The sequence below is a fragment of the Actinophytocola sp. genome, from assembly GCF_036002505.1.
Classification (GTDB): Bacteria; Actinomycetota; Actinomycetes; order Mycobacteriales; family Pseudonocardiaceae; genus DASYTH01.
In genome coordinates, this window is record NZ_DASYTH010000123.1 from 19,781 (window position 1) to 39,564 (window position 19,784).

General features: G+C 70.7%; 26 protein-coding genes and 1 pseudogene. 15 read left to right on the top strand and 12 right to left on the bottom strand.

Features of this window, described 5'->3' with window-relative positions; genetic code table 11:
- Nucleotide 1 precedes the first annotated feature (1 nt).
- Entirely contained in the window at nt 2-403 is a 402-nt protein-coding gene (locus VGR06_RS10730) for a RidA family protein (protein WP_327558856.1), read from the bottom strand.
- A pseudogene (locus tag VGR06_RS10735) lies at nt 400-1,250 on the bottom strand (NAD(P)-dependent oxidoreductase). Before VGR06_RS10735 ends, VGR06_RS10730 begins: the two are co-directional and overlap by 4 nt.
- Nucleotides 1,251-1,292: 42 nt before the next feature.
- Between VGR06_RS10735 and VGR06_RS10745 the strand changes: the two are divergent.
- The 3 genes from VGR06_RS10745 to VGR06_RS10755 all read left to right on the top strand — a co-directional run bounded on the left by VGR06_RS10745 (nt 1,293) and on the right by VGR06_RS10755 (nt 5,355).
- Nucleotides 1,293-2,273: a LysR family transcriptional regulator gene (locus tag VGR06_RS10745; protein WP_327558859.1), complete on the top strand. Its 981-nt coding sequence runs from the start codon at nt 1,293-1,295 to the stop codon at nt 2,271-2,273.
- A 144-nt stretch (nt 2,274-2,417) separates the two neighbouring features.
- The gene (locus tag VGR06_RS10750; protein WP_327558860.1) at nt 2,418-3,791 is read left to right on the top strand and encodes an FAD-binding oxidoreductase; all 1,374 of its coding nucleotides are present in this window, start codon (nt 2,418-2,420) and stop codon (nt 3,789-3,791) included.
- A 10-nt stretch (nt 3,792-3,801) separates the two neighbouring features.
- Nucleotides 3,802-5,355, top strand: a complete 1,554-nt coding sequence (locus VGR06_RS10755; RefSeq protein WP_327558861.1) for an acetolactate synthase large subunit — start codon at nt 3,802-3,804, stop codon at nt 5,353-5,355.
- Here the strand turns inward: VGR06_RS10755 and VGR06_RS10760 are convergent.
- Entirely contained in the window at nt 5,324-5,734 is a 411-nt protein-coding gene (locus tag VGR06_RS10760) for a helix-turn-helix transcriptional regulator (RefSeq protein ID WP_327558862.1), read from the bottom strand. The two genes, VGR06_RS10755 and VGR06_RS10760, sit on opposite strands and share 32 nt — an antisense overlap.
- Before the next feature lie 145 nt (nt 5,735-5,879).
- On the opposite strand from VGR06_RS10760, the gene VGR06_RS10765 reads away from it, so the two are divergent.
- Nucleotides 5,880-6,314, top strand: a complete 435-nt coding sequence (locus VGR06_RS10765) for a hypothetical protein (protein ID WP_327558863.1) — start codon at nt 5,880-5,882, stop codon at nt 6,312-6,314.
- A gap of 42 nt (nt 6,315-6,356) precedes the next feature.
- Here VGR06_RS10765 and VGR06_RS10770 read toward each other — a convergent pair whose 3' ends face one another.
- Nucleotides 6,357-6,653: a DUF1905 domain-containing protein gene (locus VGR06_RS10770; protein WP_327558864.1), complete on the bottom strand. Its 297-nt coding sequence runs from the start codon at nt 6,651-6,653 to the stop codon at nt 6,357-6,359.
- Nucleotides 6,650-7,396: a DinB family protein gene (locus VGR06_RS10775; protein ID WP_327558865.1), complete on the bottom strand. Its 747-nt coding sequence runs from the start codon at nt 7,394-7,396 to the stop codon at nt 6,650-6,652. The genes VGR06_RS10770 and VGR06_RS10775 overlap by 4 nt, the downstream gene beginning before the upstream one ends.
- 84 nt (nt 7,397-7,480) lie before the next feature.
- On the opposite strand from VGR06_RS10775, the gene VGR06_RS10780 reads away from it, so the two are divergent.
- The 3 genes from VGR06_RS10780 to VGR06_RS10790 are packed head-to-tail and all read left to right on the top strand — an operon-like array spanning nt 7,481 to nt 9,788.
- A complete protein-coding gene (locus tag VGR06_RS10780) occupies nt 7,481-7,876 on the top strand; it encodes a GntR family transcriptional regulator (RefSeq protein ID WP_327558866.1) in 396 nt (131 codons plus the stop codon).
- A complete protein-coding gene (locus tag VGR06_RS10785) occupies nt 7,873-8,763 on the top strand; it encodes an ABC transporter ATP-binding protein (RefSeq protein ID WP_327558867.1) in 891 nt (296 codons plus the stop codon). The genes VGR06_RS10780 and VGR06_RS10785 overlap by 4 nt, the downstream gene beginning before the upstream one ends.
- Nucleotides 8,760-9,788, top strand: coding sequence for an ABC transporter permease subunit (locus VGR06_RS10790; protein WP_327558868.1), 1,029 nt, complete (start codon nt 8,760-8,762; stop codon nt 9,786-9,788). Before VGR06_RS10785 ends, VGR06_RS10790 begins: the two co-directional genes overlap by 4 nt.
- Here VGR06_RS10790 and VGR06_RS10795 read toward each other — a convergent pair.
- Nucleotides 9,754-10,380, bottom strand: coding sequence for a hypothetical protein (locus VGR06_RS10795; RefSeq protein WP_327558869.1), 627 nt, complete (start codon nt 10,378-10,380; stop codon nt 9,754-9,756). The genes VGR06_RS10790 and VGR06_RS10795 overlap by 35 nt on opposite strands.
- 82 nt (nt 10,381-10,462) lie before the next feature.
- Between VGR06_RS10795 and VGR06_RS10800 the strand changes: the two genes are divergently transcribed.
- Together VGR06_RS10800 and VGR06_RS10805 are read left to right on the top strand one after the other, a co-directional pair.
- Nucleotides 10,463-11,323, top strand: coding sequence for a helix-turn-helix transcriptional regulator (locus tag VGR06_RS10800; RefSeq protein ID WP_327558870.1), 861 nt, complete (start codon nt 10,463-10,465; stop codon nt 11,321-11,323).
- Nucleotides 11,317-11,511, top strand: a complete 195-nt coding sequence (locus VGR06_RS10805) for a DUF397 domain-containing protein (RefSeq protein WP_327558871.1) — start codon at nt 11,317-11,319, stop codon at nt 11,509-11,511. Before VGR06_RS10800 ends, VGR06_RS10805 begins: the two co-directional genes overlap by 7 nt.
- On the opposite strand, the gene VGR06_RS10810 is transcribed toward VGR06_RS10805, so the two are convergent.
- Nucleotides 11,495-12,043: a ClpX C4-type zinc finger protein gene (locus VGR06_RS10810; RefSeq protein ID WP_327558872.1), complete on the bottom strand. Its 549-nt coding sequence runs from the start codon at nt 12,041-12,043 to the stop codon at nt 11,495-11,497. The two genes, VGR06_RS10805 and VGR06_RS10810, sit on opposite strands and share 17 nt — an antisense overlap.
- A 43-nt stretch (nt 12,044-12,086) precedes the next feature.
- Nucleotides 12,087-12,299 (bottom strand): hypothetical protein, encoded by a 213-nt coding sequence (locus VGR06_RS10815; RefSeq protein ID WP_327558873.1) that lies wholly within the window; start codon nt 12,297-12,299, stop codon nt 12,087-12,089.
- Nucleotides 12,300-12,490: 191 nt separating this feature from the next.
- Here VGR06_RS10815 and VGR06_RS10820 point away from each other — a divergent pair, with 191 nt between their 5' ends.
- Genes VGR06_RS10820 through VGR06_RS10830 form a run of 3 tightly spaced genes read left to right on the top strand, consistent with a single transcriptional unit; the run spans nt 12,491 to nt 15,276 of the window.
- Nucleotides 12,491-13,585 carry a Re/Si-specific NAD(P)(+) transhydrogenase subunit alpha gene (locus VGR06_RS10820; RefSeq protein ID WP_327558874.1) on the top strand — a complete coding sequence of 365 codons (1,095 nt, stop codon included), beginning with the start codon at nt 12,491-12,493 and terminating at the stop codon, nt 13,583-13,585.
- The gene (locus tag VGR06_RS10825; protein ID WP_327558875.1) at nt 13,586-13,882 is read left to right on the top strand and encodes an NAD(P) transhydrogenase subunit alpha; all 297 of its coding nucleotides are present in this window, start codon (nt 13,586-13,588) and stop codon (nt 13,880-13,882) included.
- Nucleotides 13,879-15,276, top strand: a complete 1,398-nt coding sequence (locus tag VGR06_RS10830; protein ID WP_327558876.1) for an NAD(P)(+) transhydrogenase (Re/Si-specific) subunit beta — start codon at nt 13,879-13,881, stop codon at nt 15,274-15,276. Before VGR06_RS10825 ends, VGR06_RS10830 begins: the two co-directional genes overlap by 4 nt.
- A 197-nt stretch (nt 15,277-15,473) precedes the next feature.
- Here VGR06_RS10830 and VGR06_RS10835 read toward each other — a convergent pair whose 3' ends face one another.
- Nucleotides 15,474-15,731: a hypothetical protein gene (locus VGR06_RS10835; RefSeq protein ID WP_327558877.1), complete on the bottom strand. Its 258-nt coding sequence runs from the start codon at nt 15,729-15,731 to the stop codon at nt 15,474-15,476.
- Between the two features lie 66 nt (nt 15,732-15,797).
- On the opposite strand from VGR06_RS10835, the gene VGR06_RS10840 reads away from it, so the two are divergent.
- Nucleotides 15,798-16,703, top strand: a complete 906-nt coding sequence (locus tag VGR06_RS10840; RefSeq protein ID WP_327558878.1) for an oxygenase MpaB family protein — start codon at nt 15,798-15,800, stop codon at nt 16,701-16,703.
- 160 nt (nt 16,704-16,863) lie between these two features.
- On the opposite strand, the gene VGR06_RS10845 is transcribed toward VGR06_RS10840, so the two are convergent.
- Nucleotides 16,864-17,193 (bottom strand): Lsr2 family protein, encoded by a 330-nt coding sequence (locus VGR06_RS10845; protein ID WP_327558879.1) that lies wholly within the window; start codon nt 17,191-17,193, stop codon nt 16,864-16,866.
- 119 nt (nt 17,194-17,312) lie between these two features.
- Between VGR06_RS10845 and crcB the strand changes: the two genes are divergently transcribed.
- Nucleotides 17,313-17,813 carry a fluoride efflux transporter CrcB gene (gene crcB / locus VGR06_RS10850; protein ID WP_327558880.1) on the top strand — a complete coding sequence of 167 codons (501 nt, stop codon included), beginning with the start codon at nt 17,313-17,315 and terminating at the stop codon, nt 17,811-17,813.
- The gene (locus VGR06_RS10855; protein ID WP_327558881.1) at nt 17,810-18,184 is read left to right on the top strand and encodes a CrcB family protein; all 375 of its coding nucleotides are present in this window, start codon (nt 17,810-17,812) and stop codon (nt 18,182-18,184) included. Before crcB ends, VGR06_RS10855 begins: the two co-directional genes overlap by 4 nt.
- A 67-nt stretch (nt 18,185-18,251) precedes the next feature.
- On the opposite strand, the gene VGR06_RS10860 is transcribed toward VGR06_RS10855, so the two are convergent.
- Nucleotides 18,252-18,770, bottom strand: a complete 519-nt coding sequence (locus tag VGR06_RS10860; protein ID WP_327558882.1) for a MarR family winged helix-turn-helix transcriptional regulator — start codon at nt 18,768-18,770, stop codon at nt 18,252-18,254.
- A 41-nt stretch (nt 18,771-18,811) separates the two neighbouring features.
- Nucleotides 18,812-19,784: hypothetical protein (locus VGR06_RS10865; RefSeq protein WP_327558883.1), on the bottom strand; the 973-nt coding region annotated here is incomplete at its 5' end.

Consider the following 19,784-nt stretch of genomic DNA (forward strand, 5'->3'; position numbering starts at 1 on the left):
TCTAGCGCGGGATGACGGCGGTGACCTCCACCTCCAGCAGCGCCTCGGGGCGGAACAGGCGGGAGATCTCTATGGTGGTGCTGGTCGGCGGTGTTCCGGTCAGGTACTTCCGCCGCACAGCGCCGTATTCGTTGAGCACGTCGATGTCCGTCAGGTAGGTCCGGATGTTCACCACGTGCTCGAAGCCGCCGCCGTGTGCAGCCAGCATCGCGCCGATAGCCTGGAAGATCTGCTCGCTCTGGGTGGCGACGTCGGTGCCCACGATCGAGCCGTCGTGGTCGAGCGCGGCCTGGCCGGCCAGCACCAGCATGGTCACCGCGCCGAGGTCGATCGCGGCGACGTTCGAGTAGCGGTCGGCCAGCGGGGCCGGCGCGGTGGCCGGGTTGTCGAAGGTGACGGTCACGGGTTTCCTCCCAGGTTGGTGAGGATGCGGAAGTCCTCCTTGGCGTGGTCGACGGCGGCCGCCCGCACCTGCTCGAGCGCGGCGGTGGCGACCGGCAGCGCGGCCGCGTCCACGGCCAGCGCGAGGTCCTTGGCGGCGAGGTCCGTCGTGAAGAAGCCACCGCCGGCCCGGGCGCGCTGCAGCATCCCGCCCAACGGCCCGGCGCCGAGCACCTGCAACGCGAGATCCCGAGGCACACCAAGGGAATTGGCTAGGCGCACGGTCTCGCCGAGGAGCGTCATCCCGGCGATCAGCGCGGTGTTGGCGACCAGCTTGGCCGCCGCCCCGGATCCCACGCCGCCGCAGCGGATCACGGTGCCGAGCCGCTCGAGAATCGGCGTCACCCGCTCGATGTCGCCCGGCGCGCCCCCGGTGAGAATCCGGAGCTGCCCGGCCTCCGCCTGCGGGGTGCTGCCGGCGACCGGAGCGTCGACCAGCCCGACCCCCGACGGCAGCCGGGCGGCGATGTCGCGCACCGCGTCCGGACCGATCGTGGACATCTCCACCAGGCAGCAGCCCGGTTCGAGCGCGGCGCCGGCGCCGTCCGGTCCGAAGAGGACGGACTCGACCGACGGCGGGCCGGACAGCATGGTGATCACGACGTCCGCTCCGGCGACCGCGGCGGCTGGCGTCGCCGCCACCCGCGCCCCTCCCGGGCCAGTGGCGCCGCCCGCTCACGGGTCCGGTTCCAGACCGCGACGTCGTGCCCGGCGGCTACCAGCCGGTGCGCCATCGGCGCCCCCATGTGACCCAGCCCGAGAAAAGCAACGCGCAGCATGCGACCGAGGCTAGGCTCGGACCCAGACATGCGACAAGTGAATGTCTCGCATACACGCCATGCGAGTACGGCATGGGAGAGAAAGTGGAGATCGTCTGGCTCGAGGTGTTCCGCGAGGTGGCGCGGCAGGGTTCGTTCACCGCCGCGGCGGAATCGTTGCGCTACACGCAGTCCGCGGTGTCCCGGCAGATCGCCGCGCTGGAGTCGGACACCGGCAGCGCGCTGTTCGACCGGGTGCCGCGCGGCGTCCTGCTCACCGACGAGGGCCGCTGCCTGCTCGAGCACGCCGAGGCCGTGCTCGGCCGGCTGGACACCGCCCGCCGGGACCTGACCGCGCTCCGCGACGTCGACGCCGGGCGGCTGCGGATCGGCGCGTTCGCCACCGCGGAGGCCGAGCTGGTGCCCCGCGCCATGGCAACCTTCCACGAGCGGCACCCCAATGTCGCGCTGTCCCTTGCTGAAGGGCTCACCTCCGGGTTGATCTCCCAGCTGCACCAAGGGGAGCTCGACGTCGGGCTGCTCAGCGTCCCACCCGGACGGTCGCTGGGCACCGGTGGGCTCGAGCTCACCCACCTGCTGGACGACCCGATCCTGGTGGCCCTCCCGCGCGAGCACCGGCTGGCCCGGCGGCGCACCCTGCGGCTGGCCGAGCTCTCCGCCGAGCCGTGGATCGCCGGGTGGCGCAACCCCGAGGACACCCTGCTCGGCACCGGTCTGCCGCGCGGGTTCGAGCCGCAGGTCCATTTCGTGGTACCGGAGTGGACGGCCAAGCTCGGGCTGGTGGCCGCCGGGCTGGGGGTGACCCTGGTGCCCGGCCTGGCCGCCGGCACCGCGCGGGCCGACATCCTGATCAAGCGGCTGCACCCGGACGACACCCGGGCCCGCGCGGTGTACGCCGCGACCCCGGCCCGCACCAGCCAACCCCCTGCCGTGCGCCGGTTCCTGGGCATCCTCACCGACGCCGTCGCCGCTCTCCACGCCGGGCTAGCTCGGCGAGTCCCCGGTTCCAGCACGCGAGTCCCCGGTTCCAGCACGCGAATTCGCGATTCGTGAACCGGGAACTCGCGGTCCTGAAGTGGGAACTCGCGGTCCTGAACTGGGGACTCGCGTGCGTGAAGTGGGGACTCGCGGGCGTGAAGTGGGGACTCGCGGGCGTTGTAGTGTCAGCCCTGGCAGGGGTGTTAAGGAGGGGTTGTCATGGCGGACATCGGGGTCCTGCTGGCCGAGGTCGTCGGTGAGGCGCACGTGCTGGCCGGGGACGCCGTCTCCGAGGACTACGCGCACGACGAGTCGCTCTCCGCCGAGCCGGTGCTGCCCGCCTACGTGGTGCGGCCCTCGAGCGCCGAGGAGGTCGCCGCCGTCCTGCGCGCCGCGAACGAGACCGGCACGCCGGTCACCGCACGCGGCTCGGGCAGCGGCCTGTCCGGATCGGCGATCCCGCGCGCCGACGGCATCCTCGTGTCGTTCGAGCGGATGAACCGGGTCCTGGAGATCGACACCGAGAACCACGTCGCCGTGGTGCAGCCCGGCGTGACGTTGCGCGAGCTGGAGGAGCGCACCGCCGAGGTGGGCCTGGTCTACCCGGTGTACCCGGGGGAGCTGTCCGCGAGCCTGGGCGGCAACGTGGCCACCAACGCCGGCGGCATGCGGGCGATCCGCTACGGCGTGACCCGGCACCAGGTGCTCGGGCTGGAGGCGGTGCTGCCCACCGGCGAGGTGATCCGCACCGGCGGCAAGTTCGTCAAGGCCAGCACCGGCTACGACCTGACCCAGCTGATCGTCGGTTCCGAAGGCACGCTGGCGCTGGTCACCGAGGCGATCCTGAAGCTGCAGCCGCGCCAGTCGCACCAGGCCACCGTGCTCGCCCCGTTCGCCGATCTCACCGAGGTGACCCGCGCCGTGCCGAGGGTGGTGGACAGCGGGGTCGGCCCGTTGATCCTGGAGTTCATCGACGGCTTCACGATGGCCGCGATGATCCACACTTCCGACCTGCAGCTCGGCATTCCGGACCAGGTAAGGGAAAGCTCGCAGGCCTATCTGGTGGTGATGCTGGAGAACCGGTCCGCCGAGCGGGTCGAGGAGGACATCGCGGCGGTCGGGGAGCTGCTCACCGGGCTGGGCGCGGCCGACGTCTACGTGCTGCCCGGGCCGTCCGCGCGCCGGCTCATCGAGGCGCGGGAGAAGGCGTTCTTCATCGCCAAGGCCGCCGGCGCCGACGACGTGATCGACACCGTGGTGCCGCGGGCCGCGCTGCCCGAGTTCTTCGCCAAGGTGCTGGAGATCGCGCAGGACAACCAGACCTTCATCGGCGGCTGCGGGCACGCCGGCGACGGCAACGTGCATCTGGCGGTGTTCCAGAAGGACCCGGACGTCCGGTACCGGGTGCTGCACGCGCTGTTCGAGACCGGCATCGCGCTGGGCGGGGCGATCTCCGGCGAGCACGGCATCGGCCGCGAGAAGAAGCGGCACTACCTGGAGCTCGAGGACCCGACGAAGGTGGCGCTGCTGCGGCGGATCAAGCAGGCCTTCGACCCGAATGGAATCCTGAACCCCGGCGCGATCTTCGACTGATGGGGAGACCATGAACGGCGCACAGGCCCTGATCCGCACGCTCGTCAACGGCGGCGTGGACGTGTGTTTCGCCAACCCGGGCACCTCCGAGATGCACTTCGTCGCCGCGCTCGACACGGTGCCGGAGATGCGCGGCGTGCTCGCCCTGTTCGAGGGCGTGGTGGCCGGGGCGGCCGACGGCTACGGGCGGATGGCCGGCAAGCCCGCGGCCACGCTGCTCCACCTCGGCCCAGGCCTGGCCAACGGCCTGGCGAACCTGCACAACGCCCGGCGCGCGCACACCCCGATCGTCAACGTCATCGGCGACCATGCCCGGTACCACAAGGGTTTCGACGCGCCGCTGGAGAGCGACATCGACGCGCTCACCGGCTGGCTGCACGGCTGGACCCGCACCTCCAAGGCGCCGGGCGAGGTCGGTGCGGACACCGCGGAAGCGATCGCCGCGGCGCTGACCCCACCCGGTCAGCAGGCGAACCTGGTGCTGCCGGCCGACGTGTCCTGGTCGGACGGCGGGGCCGTGGGGGCACCGGTCACCCCATCGCCGCCGGAGCCCGTGGACGGGGACCGGGTCGCCGAGATCGCCGCGGTGCTGCGGTCCGGCGAGCCGGTCGCGCTGCTGCTCGGGCACGGCACGACCCGGGAGCGCGGCCTGCGCGCGGCCGGCCGGGTGGCGGCCGCGACCGGGGCGAAGCTGTTCGTGGAGACGTTCCCGGCCCGGTTCGAGCGCGGCGCGGGCCTGCCCACCGTCGAGCGGTTGGGCTACCTGGCCGAGCAGGTGCAGTGGCAGCTCACCGGCGTGCGGCACCTGATCCTGGTCGGGGCCAAGGCGCCGGTGTCGTTCTTCGCCTATCCCGGCAAGCCGAGCGAGCTGATCCCCGAGGGGTGCCAAGCGCACGTGCTGGCCGTGCTCGGCGAGGACACCGCGGGCGCGCTCGAGCACCTCGCCGACCTCGTCGCCAACGGCGTCGAGCCGACGCTCCAGGAAGCGTCCCGCCCGGCCGTGCCCTCCGGCGACCTGACCCCGCAGAACTGGGTCGACGTGATCGGCGCGCTGCTCCCCGACGGCGCGATCATCGCCGACGAGTCCAACACCTCCGGCCTGCTCCTCCCGGTCGCCACCGCCGGCGCCCCCCGCCACGACGTGTTGACCCTGACCGGCGGCGCCATCGGCCAGGGCCTCCCGCTCGCCACCGGCGCCGCCGTCGCCTGCCCGGACCGCCCGGTCATCTGCCTGCAGGCCGACGGCAGCGCCATGTACACGATCTCCGCCCTGTGGACCATGGCCCGCGAAGGCCTCGACGTGACCACGGTCGTCCTCAGCAACCGCTCCTACGCCATCCTCCGCATGGAGCTCCAACGCGTCGGCGCCGAAGCCGCCGGCCCCCGCGCCGCCGACCTGTTGGACATCGGCCGCCCCGACCTCGACTTCGTCGCCCTCGCCCAGGGCATGGGCGTCCCCGCCACCCACGCGAAGACCACCGAAGAGCTCGCCGACCAGTTCGGCAAAGCCCTCGCCGAACCCGGCCCCCACCTCATCGAAGCGGCGGTGCCGTCACTGTTCTAGCCGACACCACCCACCACACCGCGCCGCCCGCCAGGAGACCCAGCGCCGCCACGCCCACGAGCGCCAGTCGTGGACGGGCCACCGAGTCCTTGGCCGGTGCCAGTTCGACAGCTGGTTCCAGTGGTGCTTTCCGGCGGGCGTCGGCAAGCGCCCACAGCCGGTGCAGCTCACGCAGTTCCGGCGGGGTGGCGCCGCATTCCTTGGCGAAACGCTGCGCCGCGCCATGGTCCGCCGGGATCTTCGTCCCGGTGCAGTAGCGGTGCAGGCTGGAGCTGCTGATACCGGTGCGTCTTGCCAGCGCGTCATAACTGCGATCAACGCGATTCTTGAACATTTGCATGCATGCGGCGAACTGCTGTGCCTCCACCGACTGCGGCATGTTTCCCCCAGAAACCAGCCCGGATGTCTCACGCGTGTCCCACCGTTCTCACAACATGCGCAGGGTATGAGCGGTGGGCGCGTCCCAACGTCCCACCCTAGCAGATTCCCTTGTCCTACAGGCACTTCCTCGCCAAGCTGCTGCCTTGTCCATGACGATTGACCCAATCTTGGGGGTATTCATGAACAAGACAGTGATGGCGACGATCGCGGCGATGTTCGCCGTGATCGGAATGGCGCTGGCGGCGCCGGCGAGTGCGGCGCCAAAGTCCGAACCGGGTGTCGGTCCGCTCCACGCGCCGTGCGGCACTGCCGGCCAGAACCTGGAGAACAGGGTCCACGCGGACGCGCCGGCGAGCGGTGCGGTCAACCAGCGGAGCGGCACGCGGGCGGTTTCGTCCACCGATTGCGTGATCGTCGGGGTGCTGCAGCCGACTGACGACGCCCGCTACTGGTGCTGGACGCTCGGCAACGACGGTTTCACCTGGACGTACCTGGAGAACCTGCGAACCCACGTCCGTGGCTGGAGCCGTGACAACCTGCTCGATGACTTCGGCAGTAACAAACAGTGCACCTTGTGATCGGGTAGCGGCGGCCACCCCCGGTTCCCGGCCGGGGGTGGCCTACGCCTGCTGAAGCCGGACCGTCAGCTCGGCGGTGATCTCGTCGCCGGCCGTGATCTTCTGCGGCTTCCGGACGGCGTCCTTGAGCGGCAACAGGTAGCGGCCGTCCTTGGGGAACAGCGAGGTCGTGAACTCGGTGTCGCCGATCCGCGCGACCACGGGGATCACGCCCCAGCCGTAGGTGGCCATCGCCGCGACCTCGCGGATGTCGGCGGACTCCGCGTCCGGCACGGGCAGGTAGTAGTAGGGCGCCGGGCCGCGCCATTCGATCACGCGACCGGCGATGGTGAGGTTCACCGTTGCTCGAGCGCGGTGAGGTCGCGCTCGGCGTAGAGGCGGTGGTGCCATTCCTCGTTGAGCACGATGAGCAGGCACTCGCGGACCGGGAACATCGCGCCCTCGTCGGGCCAGCCGGGGCCGGCCAGGGGAGCGGTCTGCTCGTCGAGCCGCTCGTCGGTGAGGGTGTCGACGACGCGGCGGACGAGGGCCATCGCGTCGTGGCGCAGGGCGAGCGCCTCGTCGAGGGAGGGGCGGGCGTCGCGGTCCCAGGGCACGCCTTCGCGTGGCTCCATCTGGTCCCAGGGCAGGGACAGCGGGTGCCAGGGGCGGGGGTTGCCGAGGAGGCACCGGTCGACCCAGGACTGGCTGGCGAAGGCGAGGTGCCGCAGGGTCTGGATGAACGACCACTCGCCGTTCACCGACTCGTGCAGCAGGTCCGGGTCGAGCCGGCGGGCGCGGTCGACGGTGGCCGCCCACAGCCGCTCGTTGAGGTCCCACGCGGAGCGGAACCCGGAGGCGGTGGCGGGCCGGAACTTGGGCCGGTCCGGGTAGCGCCGGTCCAGCTCGGCCTCGACCAGCGGCGCGACGTCCACGCCGTTGATGACCAGGTTCTGGATCTCGCCGTCGATGGTGGTGTCGGCGATCTCGACGCCGCGCATCACCACCCGGTGCAGCGCGGAGTACTCGATCGTCGCGCCGTTGAGGCTCACGTCGCTGAAGCGTGCCCCCGACAGGTTCATGTGCACGAACTCGTTCGCCATACCGTCACTTTAGGACTCCCCGCTTGACAACTCATCTAGCTAACAGTCTAAAGTACTAGTTAACTAGATGAATGGATCTCTGTGATGATCGAGTTTCACCTGGATGAGCGGTCCGGGCTCTCGCCGTACGTGCAGCTCGTCCGGCAGGTGCGGCAGGCGCTGCGGCTGGGGGTGCTGCGCGAGGGGGACCAGCTGCCCACGGTCAAGGAGGTCGTGGCGCTGCTGGCGATCAACCCGAACACGGTGCTCAAGGCGTACCGCGAGCTGGAGCACGAGGGGCTGGTCGCGGCCCGGCCGGGGGTGGGGACGTTCGTCACGGCCACGCTCGCCGGCACCTCGCTGGCCGCGCACGGTCCGCTGCGTCAGGACTTGCGCCGCTGGCTGGCGAAGGCGCGCAAGGCCGGGCTCGACGACGACAGTATCGAGGCGCTGTTCATGACGACCTTTCGGACCTCCACTCGGGAAGAGGACATAGCATGACCGCCGTCCTGCAGGCCCGGGGCCTGGGCAAGAGGTACGGGAAGCGCTGGGCCCTGTCGGACTGCACCCTGGACGTCCCGGCCGGGCACGTCGTGGGATTGGTCGGCCCCAACGGCGCGGGCAAGACCACGCTGCTGAACCTGGCGGCCGGCCAGCTGGCGCCGACCGCGGGCAGCATCGAGGTGCTCGGCGGCCGGCCCGGCTCCAGCGCCGCGCAGCTGGCCAAGGTCGGGTTCGTCGCGCAGGACACCCCGACCTACGCCGGGCTCACCGTCGCCGAGCACCTCAGGCTCGGCGCCCGGCTCAACCCCGGCTGGGACGCCGGCCTGGCCCGCGGCCGGATCGAGCGGCTCGGGCTGGATCCGCGGCAGAAGGCCGGAAAGCTCTCCGGCGGCCAGCGCGCCCAGCTCGCCCTCACCCTGGCCATCGCCAAGCGGCCCGGGTTGCTGATCCTCGACGAGCCGATCGCCGCGCTCGACCCGCTGGCCCGCCGCGAGTTCATGCAGGGCCTGCTGGAGGCCGCGGTCGAGCAGGAGCTCAGCGTGGTGCTGTCCTCGCACCTGGTCTCCGACCTGGAACGGGCCTGCGACCACCTGATCGTGCTGGTCGAGTCCCGGGTCCGGGTGACCGGCGAGGTCGAGGAGCTGCTGGCCACCCACCACCGGCTCACCGGACCGCGCCGCGACCTCGATCGGCTGCCGGCCGATCAGCAGATCGTCTCCGCCAGCCACACCGACCGGCAGAGCACGCTGATCATCCGCACCGGCGCGCCGGTCCACGATCCCGCCTGGACGGTCAGCCAGGTCGGCCTGGAGGACCTCGTGCTGGCCTACATGAACTCCGCCGCGGCCACCGACCACCGACCCCTCCTGGAGGTGCAGCGATGATCTGGCTCACCTGGCGCCAGTTCCGCATTCCCGGCGTCGCGGTGTTCGCCGGACTCGCCGTGTTCGCCGTGATCCTGGCGTTCACCGGCCCGGCCCTGGCCCACGACTACGCCACCGGAATCGCCGCATGCACCAACGAAAGCGGCGGCTGCGACGAATTCCTCCGGCGGTTCTTCCGCGACTACCAGAACACGTTCCTCGCCTTCGCCGCCCTGGTGCTGCTCCTGCCGCCGCTGATCGGCCTGTTCTGGGGAGCGCCGCTGATCGCCCGCGAGCTGGAGACCGGCACGCACCGGCTGGTCTGGAACCAGACCGTCACCCGCACCCGCTGGCTGACCGTCAAGCTCGGGCTGGTCGGCCTCGCCGCCATGATCGCCGCGGCGCTCGGCAGCCTGGCGGTGACCTGGTGGTCCAGCACCATCGACCAGAACGCCGGCCGTGACCAGTTCGCCCGGCTGTCCTCGGTGGTGTTCGACGCCCGCGGCATCGTCCCGATCGGCTATGCCGCCTTCGCCTTCGCCCTCGGCATGACGGTCGGAATGCTGATCCGCCGCACCCTGCCCGCCATGGCTGTTACTCTCGCCGCCTTCGCCGTGATCCAGATCGCCATGCCCACGCTGGTCCGGCCGTATCTGCTGCCGCCGACCCGGGCGACCGTCGAGATCACCCCGGCCATCCTGGACGGCATTTCGCTCGGTGCCGGCAGGTTCATCCACCTGCAGGCCAAGGCACCCGACCCGGGCGGCTGGCTGCTGGACAGCCACACCGTCGACGCGTCGGGGAACGCGGTCGAGGAGATCCCGCTGACCGCATCGTCGGGACCCTGCGCACCCTCGGGAGAGCCGCGGGAGTCGATGGCGAAATGCCTCGTCGAGATCAACCGCCTCGGCTACCGGCAGCAGCTGACCTACCACGCCCCCACGCGGTTCTGGCCGTTCCAGTGGATCGAAACCGCGATCTATTTCGCGCTCGCCCTCGGTCTCACCGGCTTCAGCTTCTGGTGGACCCGCCGCCGGCTTTCGTGAGTTCGAGGCTCACGACCGTGCAGCCGAACAGTTCCCGGACCAGGTGGGCCGCGCAGGTCCAGCGGATGGCGGGGTCCTCGTAGGCGACCATGCCCTCGTCCGCCGGCCGCAGCACCAGGGGGCCGCGGAGGTAGAGGGCGCCGCGGACGCCGCTGAGCACGGGGCGGCGGACGCGGATGGCGACGTGACCTTTGCGCAGGGCCGGGCAGACTCGGACGGCGATGTGCGCGCAGGACAGGCAGACCGGCGGCTCCGGGGTGGCCATGCGGTCCGGCCAGCCCGGCCAGTCCTCGTGGTAGCCGTCGTAGTCGGGGAGCAGCCACAGCGTGCCGAGGTCGTCGACGTCGGCCGGGCCACCGCACACCTGGCAGAGCAGGTTCTGCATGGCTTTTCGCTGCCGCGCCGGGTGGACCTTGCCGAACTCCGGCTGGCCGACGCCCGGCGTCGACGGAACCCGTTGCCACAGCACGCCGTGATCGTCGCGATCGGTCAGAATCTCGTCGGCGTAAGCGATACCGAATCCACGGCGTTCGACCACGGTGCCGGGCAGCTTCTCCTCCGAGCTCCACCGCGTGGTGTACGGAACGATCACCGGACCTCCTGTTAGGGTGTGCCGAAATCGGCACTTGGTGAGTAGAACACAGAACCTGGAAGGTTCCAAATCGGGAGGTGCGGTGAGCAGGGCCGGCATGTCGATGCGGCGGCGCAGGATGGCGCGTGCGTTGCGGCAGTACCGTTCGGCGGCCGGGTTGACCGGTGACGAGGCGGCCAGGGCACTGCTGTGCGGCACCGGGACGATCTCCCGGATGGAGAGCGGCGACAGTGCCGATCCACTGCGGGTCCGCCACGCCCTCGCCCTCTACGGCGCGCCGCCGGAGACCATCGACGACATCGTCACGATCGCCGTGGAGATCCGCGGCGGCGCCCGCGGCGCCATCCGCCGCCCCTACCACGACGTCGTCCCCAAACGTCTGGCCGAGTACTACGAACTGGAAGACGAAGCCGACCAGGTGTCCAAAGTAGAGGGTGAGTGTGTGCCCGGCATTCTCCAGACGCCGGCCTACACCCGAGCGTGGATCAGTGCGTGGGACCCACACCTGCCGGATGAGCAGGCGAAGCGGTGGCTGGAGATTCGGTTGGAGCGGCAGCAGCGCCTGACCGGTGATCATCCATTGCAGCTGCGCGTTGTCCTCGGCGAAGCCGCGCTGCTGACCGAGGTCGGCGGCCCGAAGGTGCTGCGCGAGCAACTCGACCGGCTTGTCATGCTCGCCCGGGATGTGCCTACCGTGCACATTCGGGTGCTGCCCTTTGCCAAGGGTGCGCATCCGGCGCTTGGCCGCAACTTCAGCATCCTTCGCTTCCCGCAGGAGGCTGACCCAGAGGTGATCTTCGCCGAGGGCCTTACCCATTTCGTTCTGGAGGACGAGAAGACCGAAGTCGAGCGGTTCCGCGACGCCTACAATCGGCTCTGGGACATGGCTTTGGACGAGACCCACTCGGCGCGAATGATCGCACAGAGGGCGGCACGATGTTGACTGTCGACTTAGCCAGCGCAGTATGGCGGAAAAGCAGCTTTACCCAGCCCAACGGCGAGTGCGTTGAGGTGGCGCTGACGCCGTCCGTGGCCGCTGTCCGCGACTCCAAAGATCCAGACGGCGGCGTGGTGCTGACCAGCTTTGCGGCGTGGGAGGTGTTCCGGGCGGCGGTCAGCCGGGCTCCGTAGCCGCGGCCAGGATCTCTTCGCAGAGTTGGATGCACTCGCTGCAGATTGAGAAACGGTTCCCGGCGACCATCGTCGTGACATGGCTCCGGGCCTTGCCGCAGAAGTTGCACTTCAGGGTGCTCTCCGGGGGCAGCCGGTCGAGGCGGGTCAGCATGGTTTCGGCCGAGACCGCCTCATCCGCCACCCGGCGGACCAGCGTCACGCATTCGTCGCAGATGAAGATCCCGGGGCCGGCGATGAGCTTGGTGACCTCGGTGTCGGTGCGGCCGCAGAAGCTGCAGGCCATGTCGCCGCGCTGTTTGCGGCCCGACTTCCAGCCGCCGGTGCCGCCGGTGGACTCGACGATCTGGTGCACCCGCTGGTGGCTGAGCTCCAGCGCGTCGGCGATCTCGCGCATGGACGCGCCGGCGTAGTGGATGCGCCGGACCGCGTGGTGGTAGTCGGCCTTGGCGACGTCGGCCTGGCGTTGCGCGTCGGCCATGCGCCCGGCGGCATCCCGGGCTTGGCGCAGCAGACCCTCGTCGATCACCATGCCGTCTAGTGTAGATAGACAGCTGGCGATGTGTCTATAGGTACTAGACGGCCGGGCTCGGCGGTGGTTCGTCCGCGGTTTCGCCGTCCTCCCGCGCCTGCTGCCCCGACTCGCGCATCTCGACGACGTCGTTGAACCAGGCGCCGAGCTCCCGGGCGATGTCCCGCACCGCGGCCGTGACGATCTCGGCGATCTTGCCGATGTGGTCGGCGGCCTGCTCGGTCACCACCTGGATCGTGTCCTTGCTGTTCTCCACCGCTCAACCGTACCGGCCGGGGCCACTTCAACTGCGCTCCGTGCGAATCCGCTGGCGGAGCGCGACTGCGCGGCACACTCCGGCAATTGGCAATCGAGTTGTTCTGGAACTTCGGTGAGTTGTCCGTACCGTACGTACGTCTTGGTGGCATATTTTGTGGGTAGGTCGAAGGGGATCTGCGGAGGCCGGCCATGACACAGGTAGGCGTGCCAAGAGAGTTCACCGAGGGCGAGCGCCGGGTGGCGCTCGTGCCACGAGTGGTTGAGCGGTTGACGGCGATGGGCCTCGAGGTGGTGGTAGAGGCCGGCGCGGGGGAGGGCGCGCTCATCCCGGACCAGGCGTTCGTCAACGCCGGCGCACGGATCGGCGACGCGTGGGCGGCCGACGTCGTGGTCAAGGTGGCGCCGCCGACCGATGCGGAGGTCGGCCGGCTGCGCGGCGGTACCGCGCTGGTCGGGTTCCTCGCCCCGCGCACCGATCCGGACCGGGTACGCGCGCTCACCGAGGCCGGCATCACCGGCTTCGCCATGGAGTCCGTCCCGCGCATCTCCCGCGCCCAGTCCATGGACGCGCTCTCCTCGCAGGCCAACGTCGCCGGCTACCGCGCCGCGCTGCTGGTCGCCGAGCACCTCACCCGCTTCGTCCCGATGCTCACCACCGCCGCCGGCACCGTGCCGCCGGCCAAGGTCCTGGTCCTCGGCGTGGGCGTGGCCGGCCTGCAGGCGCTGGCCACCATGCGCCGGCTCGGCGCGCACACCACCGGCTACGACGTGCGGCCCGAGGTGGCCGACCAGGTCCGCTCGGTCGGCGCCCGCTGGCTCGACCTCGGCATCGAGGCCGCCGGCGCCGGCGGCTACGCCCGCGAGCTCACCGAACAAGAGCAGGCCGAGCAGCAGAACCTTCTAGCCAAAGCCACCACAGGCTTCGATGCCGTGATCACAACTGCGCAGGTCCCCGGCCGCAGAGCGCCGGTCCTGGTCAGCGCGGACACCGTGCGGGGGATGCGTCCCGGCAGTGTCATCGTGGATCTGGCCGGTGAATCTGGCGGTAACTGCGAGTTGACGATTCCCGGCGAGGTGACCGTGGTCGGCGGCGTCACGATCGCCGCGCCGCTGAACCTGCCGGCCGCGATGCCCGAGCACGCCAGCGAGCTGTACGCGCGCAACGTGCTGGCGCTGCTGGAGTTGCTGGTCAACTCCGATGGCGAGCTGCGGCCCGACATGGACGACCCGGTGCTGGCCGGCGCCTGCGTGACCGGGCCGGCGCCGCGCGCGGAGGTGGCGTAGATGCTGGTGCAGAACCTGGCGGTGCTGGTACTCGCGGGGTTCGTCGGCTACCTGGTGATCTCCAAGGTGCCCAACACCTTGCACACTCCGCTGATGTCCGGCACCAACGCCATCCACGGCATCGTGCTGCTCGGCGGCCTGATCGTGCTCGGCCTCGGCGCGCACGGCGTGCTGGAGAAGATCCTGCTGGTGATCGCCATCGCGTTCGGCACCATCAACGTGGTCGGCGGGTTCCTGGTGACGGACCGGATGCTCGGCATGTTCAAGTCCGATCGTCCGAATAGGACAGATCAATGAGCTGGTGGCACGACCCCACGCTGATCCAGTCGCTGTACGTGGTGGCGTTCGCGTTGTTCATCTACGGCCTGATGGGCCTCACCGGCCCGAAGACCGCGGTGCGCGGCAACCAGATCGCCGCCCTCGGCATGGCCGTCGCGGTGATCGCCACCCTGCTCACCCCCGGCCTCGGCAACTGGTGGCTGATCCTGCTCGGCGTCGCGATCGGCACCGCGGTCGGCGTCCCGGCCGCCCGCAAGGTCAAGATGACCGCGGTGCCCCAGATGGTGGCGCTGTTCAACGGCGTCGGCGGCGGTGCGGTGGCCCTCATCGCCTGGGTCGAGTTCCGCCACGGCTTCGGCGACGACCCGCTCTACGTCGCGATCGCCTCGCAGTTCGCCGCGGTCGTCGGCTCCATCTCGTTCTGGGGCTCCAACATCGCCTTCGGCACGCTCCAGGAGATCCTCCCCGGCCGCCCGATCGCCGCCGGCCGTGTGCAGCAGCCGCTCAACCTCGCACTGCTGCTCGGCGCCGCCGCCTGCGCCGTCGGGATCATCGCCGGCGGCCGCTCCGAGCTCCTGATGATCGGCCTGCTGCTGGCCTGCGCCGTCCTCGGCGTGATGGTGGTGCTCCCGATCGGCGGCGCCGACATGCCCGTCGTCATCTCCCTGCTCAACGCGTTCACCGGCCTGTCCGCCGCCGCCATGGGTCTGGCGCTGGACAACACCGCCCTGATCGTGGCCGGCATGATCGTCGGCGCGTCCGGCTCCATCCTCACCAACCTCATGGCCAAGGCCATGAACCGCTCCATCCCGGCCATCGTCGCCGGCGGCTTCGGCGGCGGGGTCACCGGAGCCGCGGCCGTCGAGGCCAACGGCGACCGCTCCGTCCGCCAGACCAACGCCGCCGACGCCGCCGTCCAGATGGCCTTCGCCAAGCAGGTCGTCGTCGTCCCCGGCTACGGCATGGCCGTCGCCCAGGCCCAGCACGCCGTCGCCGAAATGGCCGAGCTGCTGGAAGCCAAGGGTGTCAGCGTCCTCTACGCCATCCACCCCGTCGCCGGCCGCATGCCCGGCCACATGAACGTGCTGCTCGCCGAAGCCGACGTCCCCTACGAGCAGCAACGCGAGATGGACGAGATCAACGGCGAGTTCACCCGCACCGACGTCGCCCTCGTGATCGGCGCCAACGACGTCACCAACCCCGCCGCCCGCACCGACCCCAACTCCCCGATCTACGGCATGCCCATCCTCAACGTCGACGCCAGCCGCTCGGTGATCGTCCTCAAACGCTCCATGTCCCCCGGCTTCGCCGGCGTCGACAACGCCCTCTACTTCGACCCCAAAACCGCCATGCTCTTCGGCGACGCCAAATCCTCCGTCTCCGAGGTGACCGCCGAGCTCAAAGCCCTCTAACCCCGGCCGTGTTGGCCCCTCACGTCGCCATGTTTGCGCGTGGCGTCGCCGAGTTGGCCTCTCGCGTTGCCACATTGGCGCAGCAGGCGAACTGGCCGGGCGGTCCCACATCGTCTGGGGCCAACGCGCCGACGTGAGCGGCCAATACAGCGACGCCACGCGCCAACACAGCGACGCCACGCGCAAACACGTCGGGGCTAGGCGGGTGGGATGAAGCCGGGGATGAGCCAGTCGGTGGGGTCGTCGTCCGACGAGCATTCCGGGCAGGGGGTTTCGACGACGGCGTCGGCGGTGTCGAAGGTGGTGCGGAGGCGGCGGTAGATGGTGCCGTCGCCGGGGACGAGCATGGTGTGGGCCTCGAACTCGTGTGGGCCGACCTGTTCGATGATCTCACGCACTGTCCGGCAGCCGTGACATACGGTGCGGACCGCTCCCCAACCGTCAGCCTCGGACATGAGCGTGAGCGTACGGTCCCCTCGGGACAGGTACAGAATTCCGTTCCACCAGGGCATTCTTTACGCATGACTGGCGCTGCGCCATCGAGCCAAGTAGGAGGGCACAGTATCGCCGAGCAGCCGGCCGCGGCCGATTACGGGCTGGTCGGGCCGAACTCGGTGACGTGGCAGCTGCACGCCGACCCGGCCATGTGGCTGGCCGGCATCCGCAGCCTCTACCTGCAGGCGTTGCACCCGCGGGCGGTCGCGGGTGTTGTGCAGAACTCCGACTTCCGCCGGGATCCGTTCGGGCGGCTGATGCGGACCGCCACCTTCGTCGCGCTGTCCACCTACGGCACACGCGAGGAGGTCGACAAGGCCGCGGCCAAGGTGCGGCGGATCCACCGGACGCTGCGGGCGCGGGATCCGGAGACCGGCGAGACGTTCCGGATCGACGAGCCCGAACTGCTGCGGTGGGTGCACTGCGCGGAGGTGGCATCGTTCCTGTCGGTGGTCCGCCGGGCCGGCTTCCCGCTGACCCGGGCGCATGCCGACGGCTACTTCGCCGAGCAGCGGGCGACGGCCGCGCTGGTCGGGCTGGATCCGGCGGACGTGCCGGGGTCGGTCGCCGAGATGTCGGCGTACTTCCACGACATGCGGCCGCGGCTACGGCGCACACCGGAGGCCGACGCGATCTACGCGTTCCTGCACCGGCCGCCGGTGTCCGGGCTGCTCGCCCTGGGTGTCCGGCTGTACGAGCCGGCCGTGGGGCACCTGTCCTACTCGCTGCTGCCCGCCTGGGCGGCGCGGCTCTACGGCCGGCGCGCCTACCCGGCCGCCGCGGCCACCCTCGGGCTGAGGGCGCTGCGCCGCGCAGCGCTGTCCGTCCCCGGCGGCGTACGTCTCGGCCGCCAGGAACCGCACCCGGTCATCGCGGTCCGCCGCCTCGGCACCTGGGCCACGCCCTCACCGAAACGCCTGCCAGCCCTTTGAGCCTTTGAGCGAGCCGGCGGTGTCGGGACTGACGAGCAGCGCAGGAAGCGAGGAACGAGCGACCGAGCAGCGCAGGAAGGAAGACACCGCGTCAAGGCCTGCTCACGCGAGCGGAGCGAGCCCAATGTCACTGCCCGCTCACGCGAGCGGAGCGAGCCAATCAAGCACTGTGTGCTGCCTGGAACCGCATGACCAGGTCCTGCGAGATGCGGCCACGCTCGGCGACGGTCTCGCCCTGGCTGCGGGCCCACTCCCGGATCGCCTGCGTGTCGGGCTTGTCGTCGCCCTTGCGCGCGGCCGTGCGGCCGTTGCGCCGGTCGGTACGCCGCGCGTGACCCACGTACTCGGCCAGGGTGTCGCGGAGCCGGTGGGCGTTCTCGCTCGACAGGTCGATCATGAAGTTCACGCCGTCGATGGCGAAGGTCACGGTCTCGTCGGCTTCCCCACCGTCGAGGTCGTCGACCAGCTCGACAACGGTCTTCTGCGCCACGATATCCCTCCGAGTGCTCGGACTTGCTTGGTACGACGGGAGGATAACGGTCGACGGCGTGCCCGGCGGTCAATCCGGCCGGTGTGGCGAGGCGTCCATCACCCGAAGGAGGCGAGGCGTTGCCCGACCATCACGCACCGGGTTGGCCGGTCGGAGACGGCCCGATCGACCCGGATATCGACCTGCACATCCCCGAGCAACGGCAGGAGCTGGCCCGCACGCACGGCGCCATTCTGGCCGTCATCTCCGCAGGTGGCGGGCTCGGCGCGGCCGCGAGATACGGCCTGTCCGCGGCGCTTCCGGTGCACCCCGGCGCCTTCCCGCTGGCCACGTTTCTGATCAATGTGAGCGGCTGCCTGCTGATCGGCGTGCTGATGGTTCTGGTGACCGAGGTGTTCGTCACACATCCGCTGCTGCGGCCGTTTCTCGGTGTCGGCGTGCTCGGTGGGTTCACCACGTTCTCCACCTACGCCGAGGAGGTTCGGGCCCTGCTCCGTCCGGGGTGGACGATTATCGGGCTGGACTACCTGTTCGGCACGGTGGCGGCCGCGCTGCTGGCGGCGTGGGCCGGCATCGTGCTGACCCGGCTGGTGACCCGCCGGGCCGAGGTCCGGTCATGATCGCGTGGCTGGTGGTGCTCGGCGCGGCTCTCGGCGCGCCGCTGCGGTACCTGGCCGACCGGTTCGTCCAGCAGCGCCACGACTCGGTGTTCCCGTGGGGCACCACTACGGTGAACATTGCCGGCTCGGCGTTACTGGGAGTGCTCGCCGGCGCGGGGAGCGCGCTGCCCGGCGGGTGGTTCGCGTTCCTCGGCACGGGATTCTGCGGGGCGCTCACCACATACAGCACGTTCGGCTACGAGACCGTGCGGCTGGTCGAGCGGCGGGCCCGGGTGCTGGCGGTGGCCAACGTGGCGGTCAGCATCTTCGCCGGGATCGGCGCCGCGCTCCTGGGCTACTCGGTCATGTCCGTCATCTCGCAAGCTCGTTGACGGCGACCCTGCCGCCTCGTTCCTCGGCGGCAGGGCAGTACCTGATGGTTCGCTCCGCAAGCTCCGCTCACAGGTGCTCTATCCGGCTGATCGCCTGCAGCCGCAGCAGCAGCTCCACCGGCACCCGGTCCGGGTCGTGCCGCCGGTAGACCCGGATCAGCATCTCGCGCAGCTTCTCGCGCTCCTCGCCGCTCAGTGCGCCGAGCAGGATGTCGTCCAGCTTCTGCATGGCGACCAGGTGCCCGTGCAGCACGCCCGCGCCCTTGGTGGTGATCGTGACGAGGTAGCGCCGCCGGTCCCGGTCGTCGCGCTGCCGCTCCACCAGCCCGCGCTCCTCCAGGTCGTCCAGCACGGAGACCAGGTCGCTGGCGTCGATGCCGAGCCGCTTGCTGATGTCCTTCTGCGCGGCCGGGCCGAACCATTCCAGCGAGGCGAGCACGGTGACGTGCGGCATCCGCATCCCGTCCGCGTTCACCCGCCCGGAGATCCGGCGCGCCTCCCGGGCCAGCTGCGCCAGCAGGAAGCTTGGCAACACGAGCAGCGGTTCGGGCAGGCCGAACTCGTCGCCCCGCTCCGATTCGCCCATACCACCCATCATAGGGACACGCCGGTGGCCGGAAGGCGGTCTTACGCGTCCACCTGGAGTTGGAGGGCACGGGTGGCGAGGTCGTTGAGGCGCTGGTCGTCGGGGGTGGACTGCTGGTCCAGCCAGACCGCGCGGACGAGCTTGACGCTGTTGCCTTCGCGGCCGCTGCGATAGGCGGCCGAGTCGAAGGTGGGGTTGGCGCCGTCGGGCCAGGGCGTGCCCTCGGCGGACTGGTCGGTCACCGCCCCGCCGCCCGGCGTGTCGGCCACCCGGCGCAGCTCGGTGGCGGAGGTGGAGTCGGTGAAGCGCAGCACGGCCATCAGCACGGCCGCCTTGCGATTGTCCACTGTGGACTCGAAGCGCACCCGGATCAGCTCGGCGCACTTGTTGTTCTGCAGCCAGAGTTGCACGTCGCCCTGGGCGTGCTTGGCGCACTCGGCGGTCCGGGTGTTGCCCATCGGCCGGAACGTGGTGCCGTCGATGGAGATCGGCGCCGCCGCGCTGGTGCTGGCGGTGGGGCGGTCGGCGGCGCCGTTCGCGCTCGACCCCACGGAGGTCACCGCGAACACGATGCCGGTGATCATCAGCAGCGCCACCAGGATCGCCGCGCCGACCGGCAGCCAGCGCAACTGCCCACCCGGCTGCCGGGGCCGGGCGCGGGCCGCCGGCGCCTCGATCACCCGGGGGATCACCGTGGTGCTCGCCGCGGCCAGACCCGGCAGCGCCGTGCTGGCGAAGCCCTCCGCGGCGAGGTTGCCCGGGTCCGGCTCGGCCAGCTCGGGGGCGAGTGCCGCGAGCACCCGGCGCACCCCGTCGATCGAGCAGCGCCGCTGGTAGACGGCCAGCTCCCGGGTGGCGCCCAGCAGCGTCATCGGCTCCGGGTGCAGGATGCGCACGCCCCGCGCCAGGTCCGCGGTGGGCTGGAAGACCTGGGAGACGTACGGCCCGACCGCGATCACCGTGCTCACCGGCAGCGGCTCCACCCGGGACCGTTCGAGCTGCGCGGCGATGGCA

Excerpts from the sequence above, each read along its gene's own strand:
- VGR06_RS10745 (WP_327558859.1), top strand. The coding sequence starts at position 1,293 with ATGGGAGAGAAAGTGGAGATCGTCTGGCTCGAGGTGTTCCGCGAGGTG.
- VGR06_RS10750 (WP_327558860.1), top strand. The coding sequence starts at position 2,418 with ATGGCGGACATCGGGGTCCTGCTGGCCGAGGTCGTCGGTGAGGCGCAC.
- VGR06_RS10755 (WP_327558861.1), top strand. The coding sequence starts at position 3,802 with ATGAACGGCGCACAGGCCCTGATCCGCACGCTCGTCAACGGCGGCGTG.
- VGR06_RS10760 (WP_327558862.1), bottom strand. The coding sequence starts at position 5,734 with ATGCCGCAGTCGGTGGAGGCACAGCAGTTCGCCGCATGCATGCAAATG.
- VGR06_RS10775 (WP_327558865.1), bottom strand. The coding sequence starts at position 7,396 with ATGGCGAACGAGTTCGTGCACATGAACCTGTCGGGGGCACGCTTCAGC.
- VGR06_RS10780 (WP_327558866.1), top strand. The coding sequence starts at position 7,481 with ATGATCGAGTTTCACCTGGATGAGCGGTCCGGGCTCTCGCCGTACGTG.
- VGR06_RS10785 (WP_327558867.1), top strand. The coding sequence starts at position 7,873 with ATGACCGCCGTCCTGCAGGCCCGGGGCCTGGGCAAGAGGTACGGGAAG.
- VGR06_RS10790 (WP_327558868.1), top strand. The coding sequence starts at position 8,760 with ATGATCTGGCTCACCTGGCGCCAGTTCCGCATTCCCGGCGTCGCGGTG.
- VGR06_RS10805 (WP_327558871.1), top strand. The coding sequence starts at position 11,317 with ATGTTGACTGTCGACTTAGCCAGCGCAGTATGGCGGAAAAGCAGCTTT.
- VGR06_RS10810 (WP_327558872.1), bottom strand. The coding sequence starts at position 12,043 with ATGGTGATCGACGAGGGTCTGCTGCGCCAAGCCCGGGATGCCGCCGGG.
- VGR06_RS10820 (WP_327558874.1), top strand. The coding sequence starts at position 12,491 with ATGACACAGGTAGGCGTGCCAAGAGAGTTCACCGAGGGCGAGCGCCGG.
- VGR06_RS10825 (WP_327558875.1), top strand. The coding sequence starts at position 13,586 with ATGCTGGTGCAGAACCTGGCGGTGCTGGTACTCGCGGGGTTCGTCGGC.
- VGR06_RS10830 (WP_327558876.1), top strand. The coding sequence starts at position 13,879 with ATGAGCTGGTGGCACGACCCCACGCTGATCCAGTCGCTGTACGTGGTG.
- VGR06_RS10835 (WP_327558877.1), bottom strand. The coding sequence starts at position 15,731 with ATGTCCGAGGCTGACGGTTGGGGAGCGGTCCGCACCGTATGTCACGGC.
- VGR06_RS10840 (WP_327558878.1), top strand. The coding sequence starts at position 15,798 with ATGACTGGCGCTGCGCCATCGAGCCAAGTAGGAGGGCACAGTATCGCC.
- VGR06_RS10855 (WP_327558881.1), top strand. The coding sequence starts at position 17,810 with ATGATCGCGTGGCTGGTGGTGCTCGGCGCGGCTCTCGGCGCGCCGCTG.
- VGR06_RS10860 (WP_327558882.1), bottom strand. The coding sequence starts at position 18,770 with ATGGGCGAATCGGAGCGGGGCGACGAGTTCGGCCTGCCCGAACCGCTG.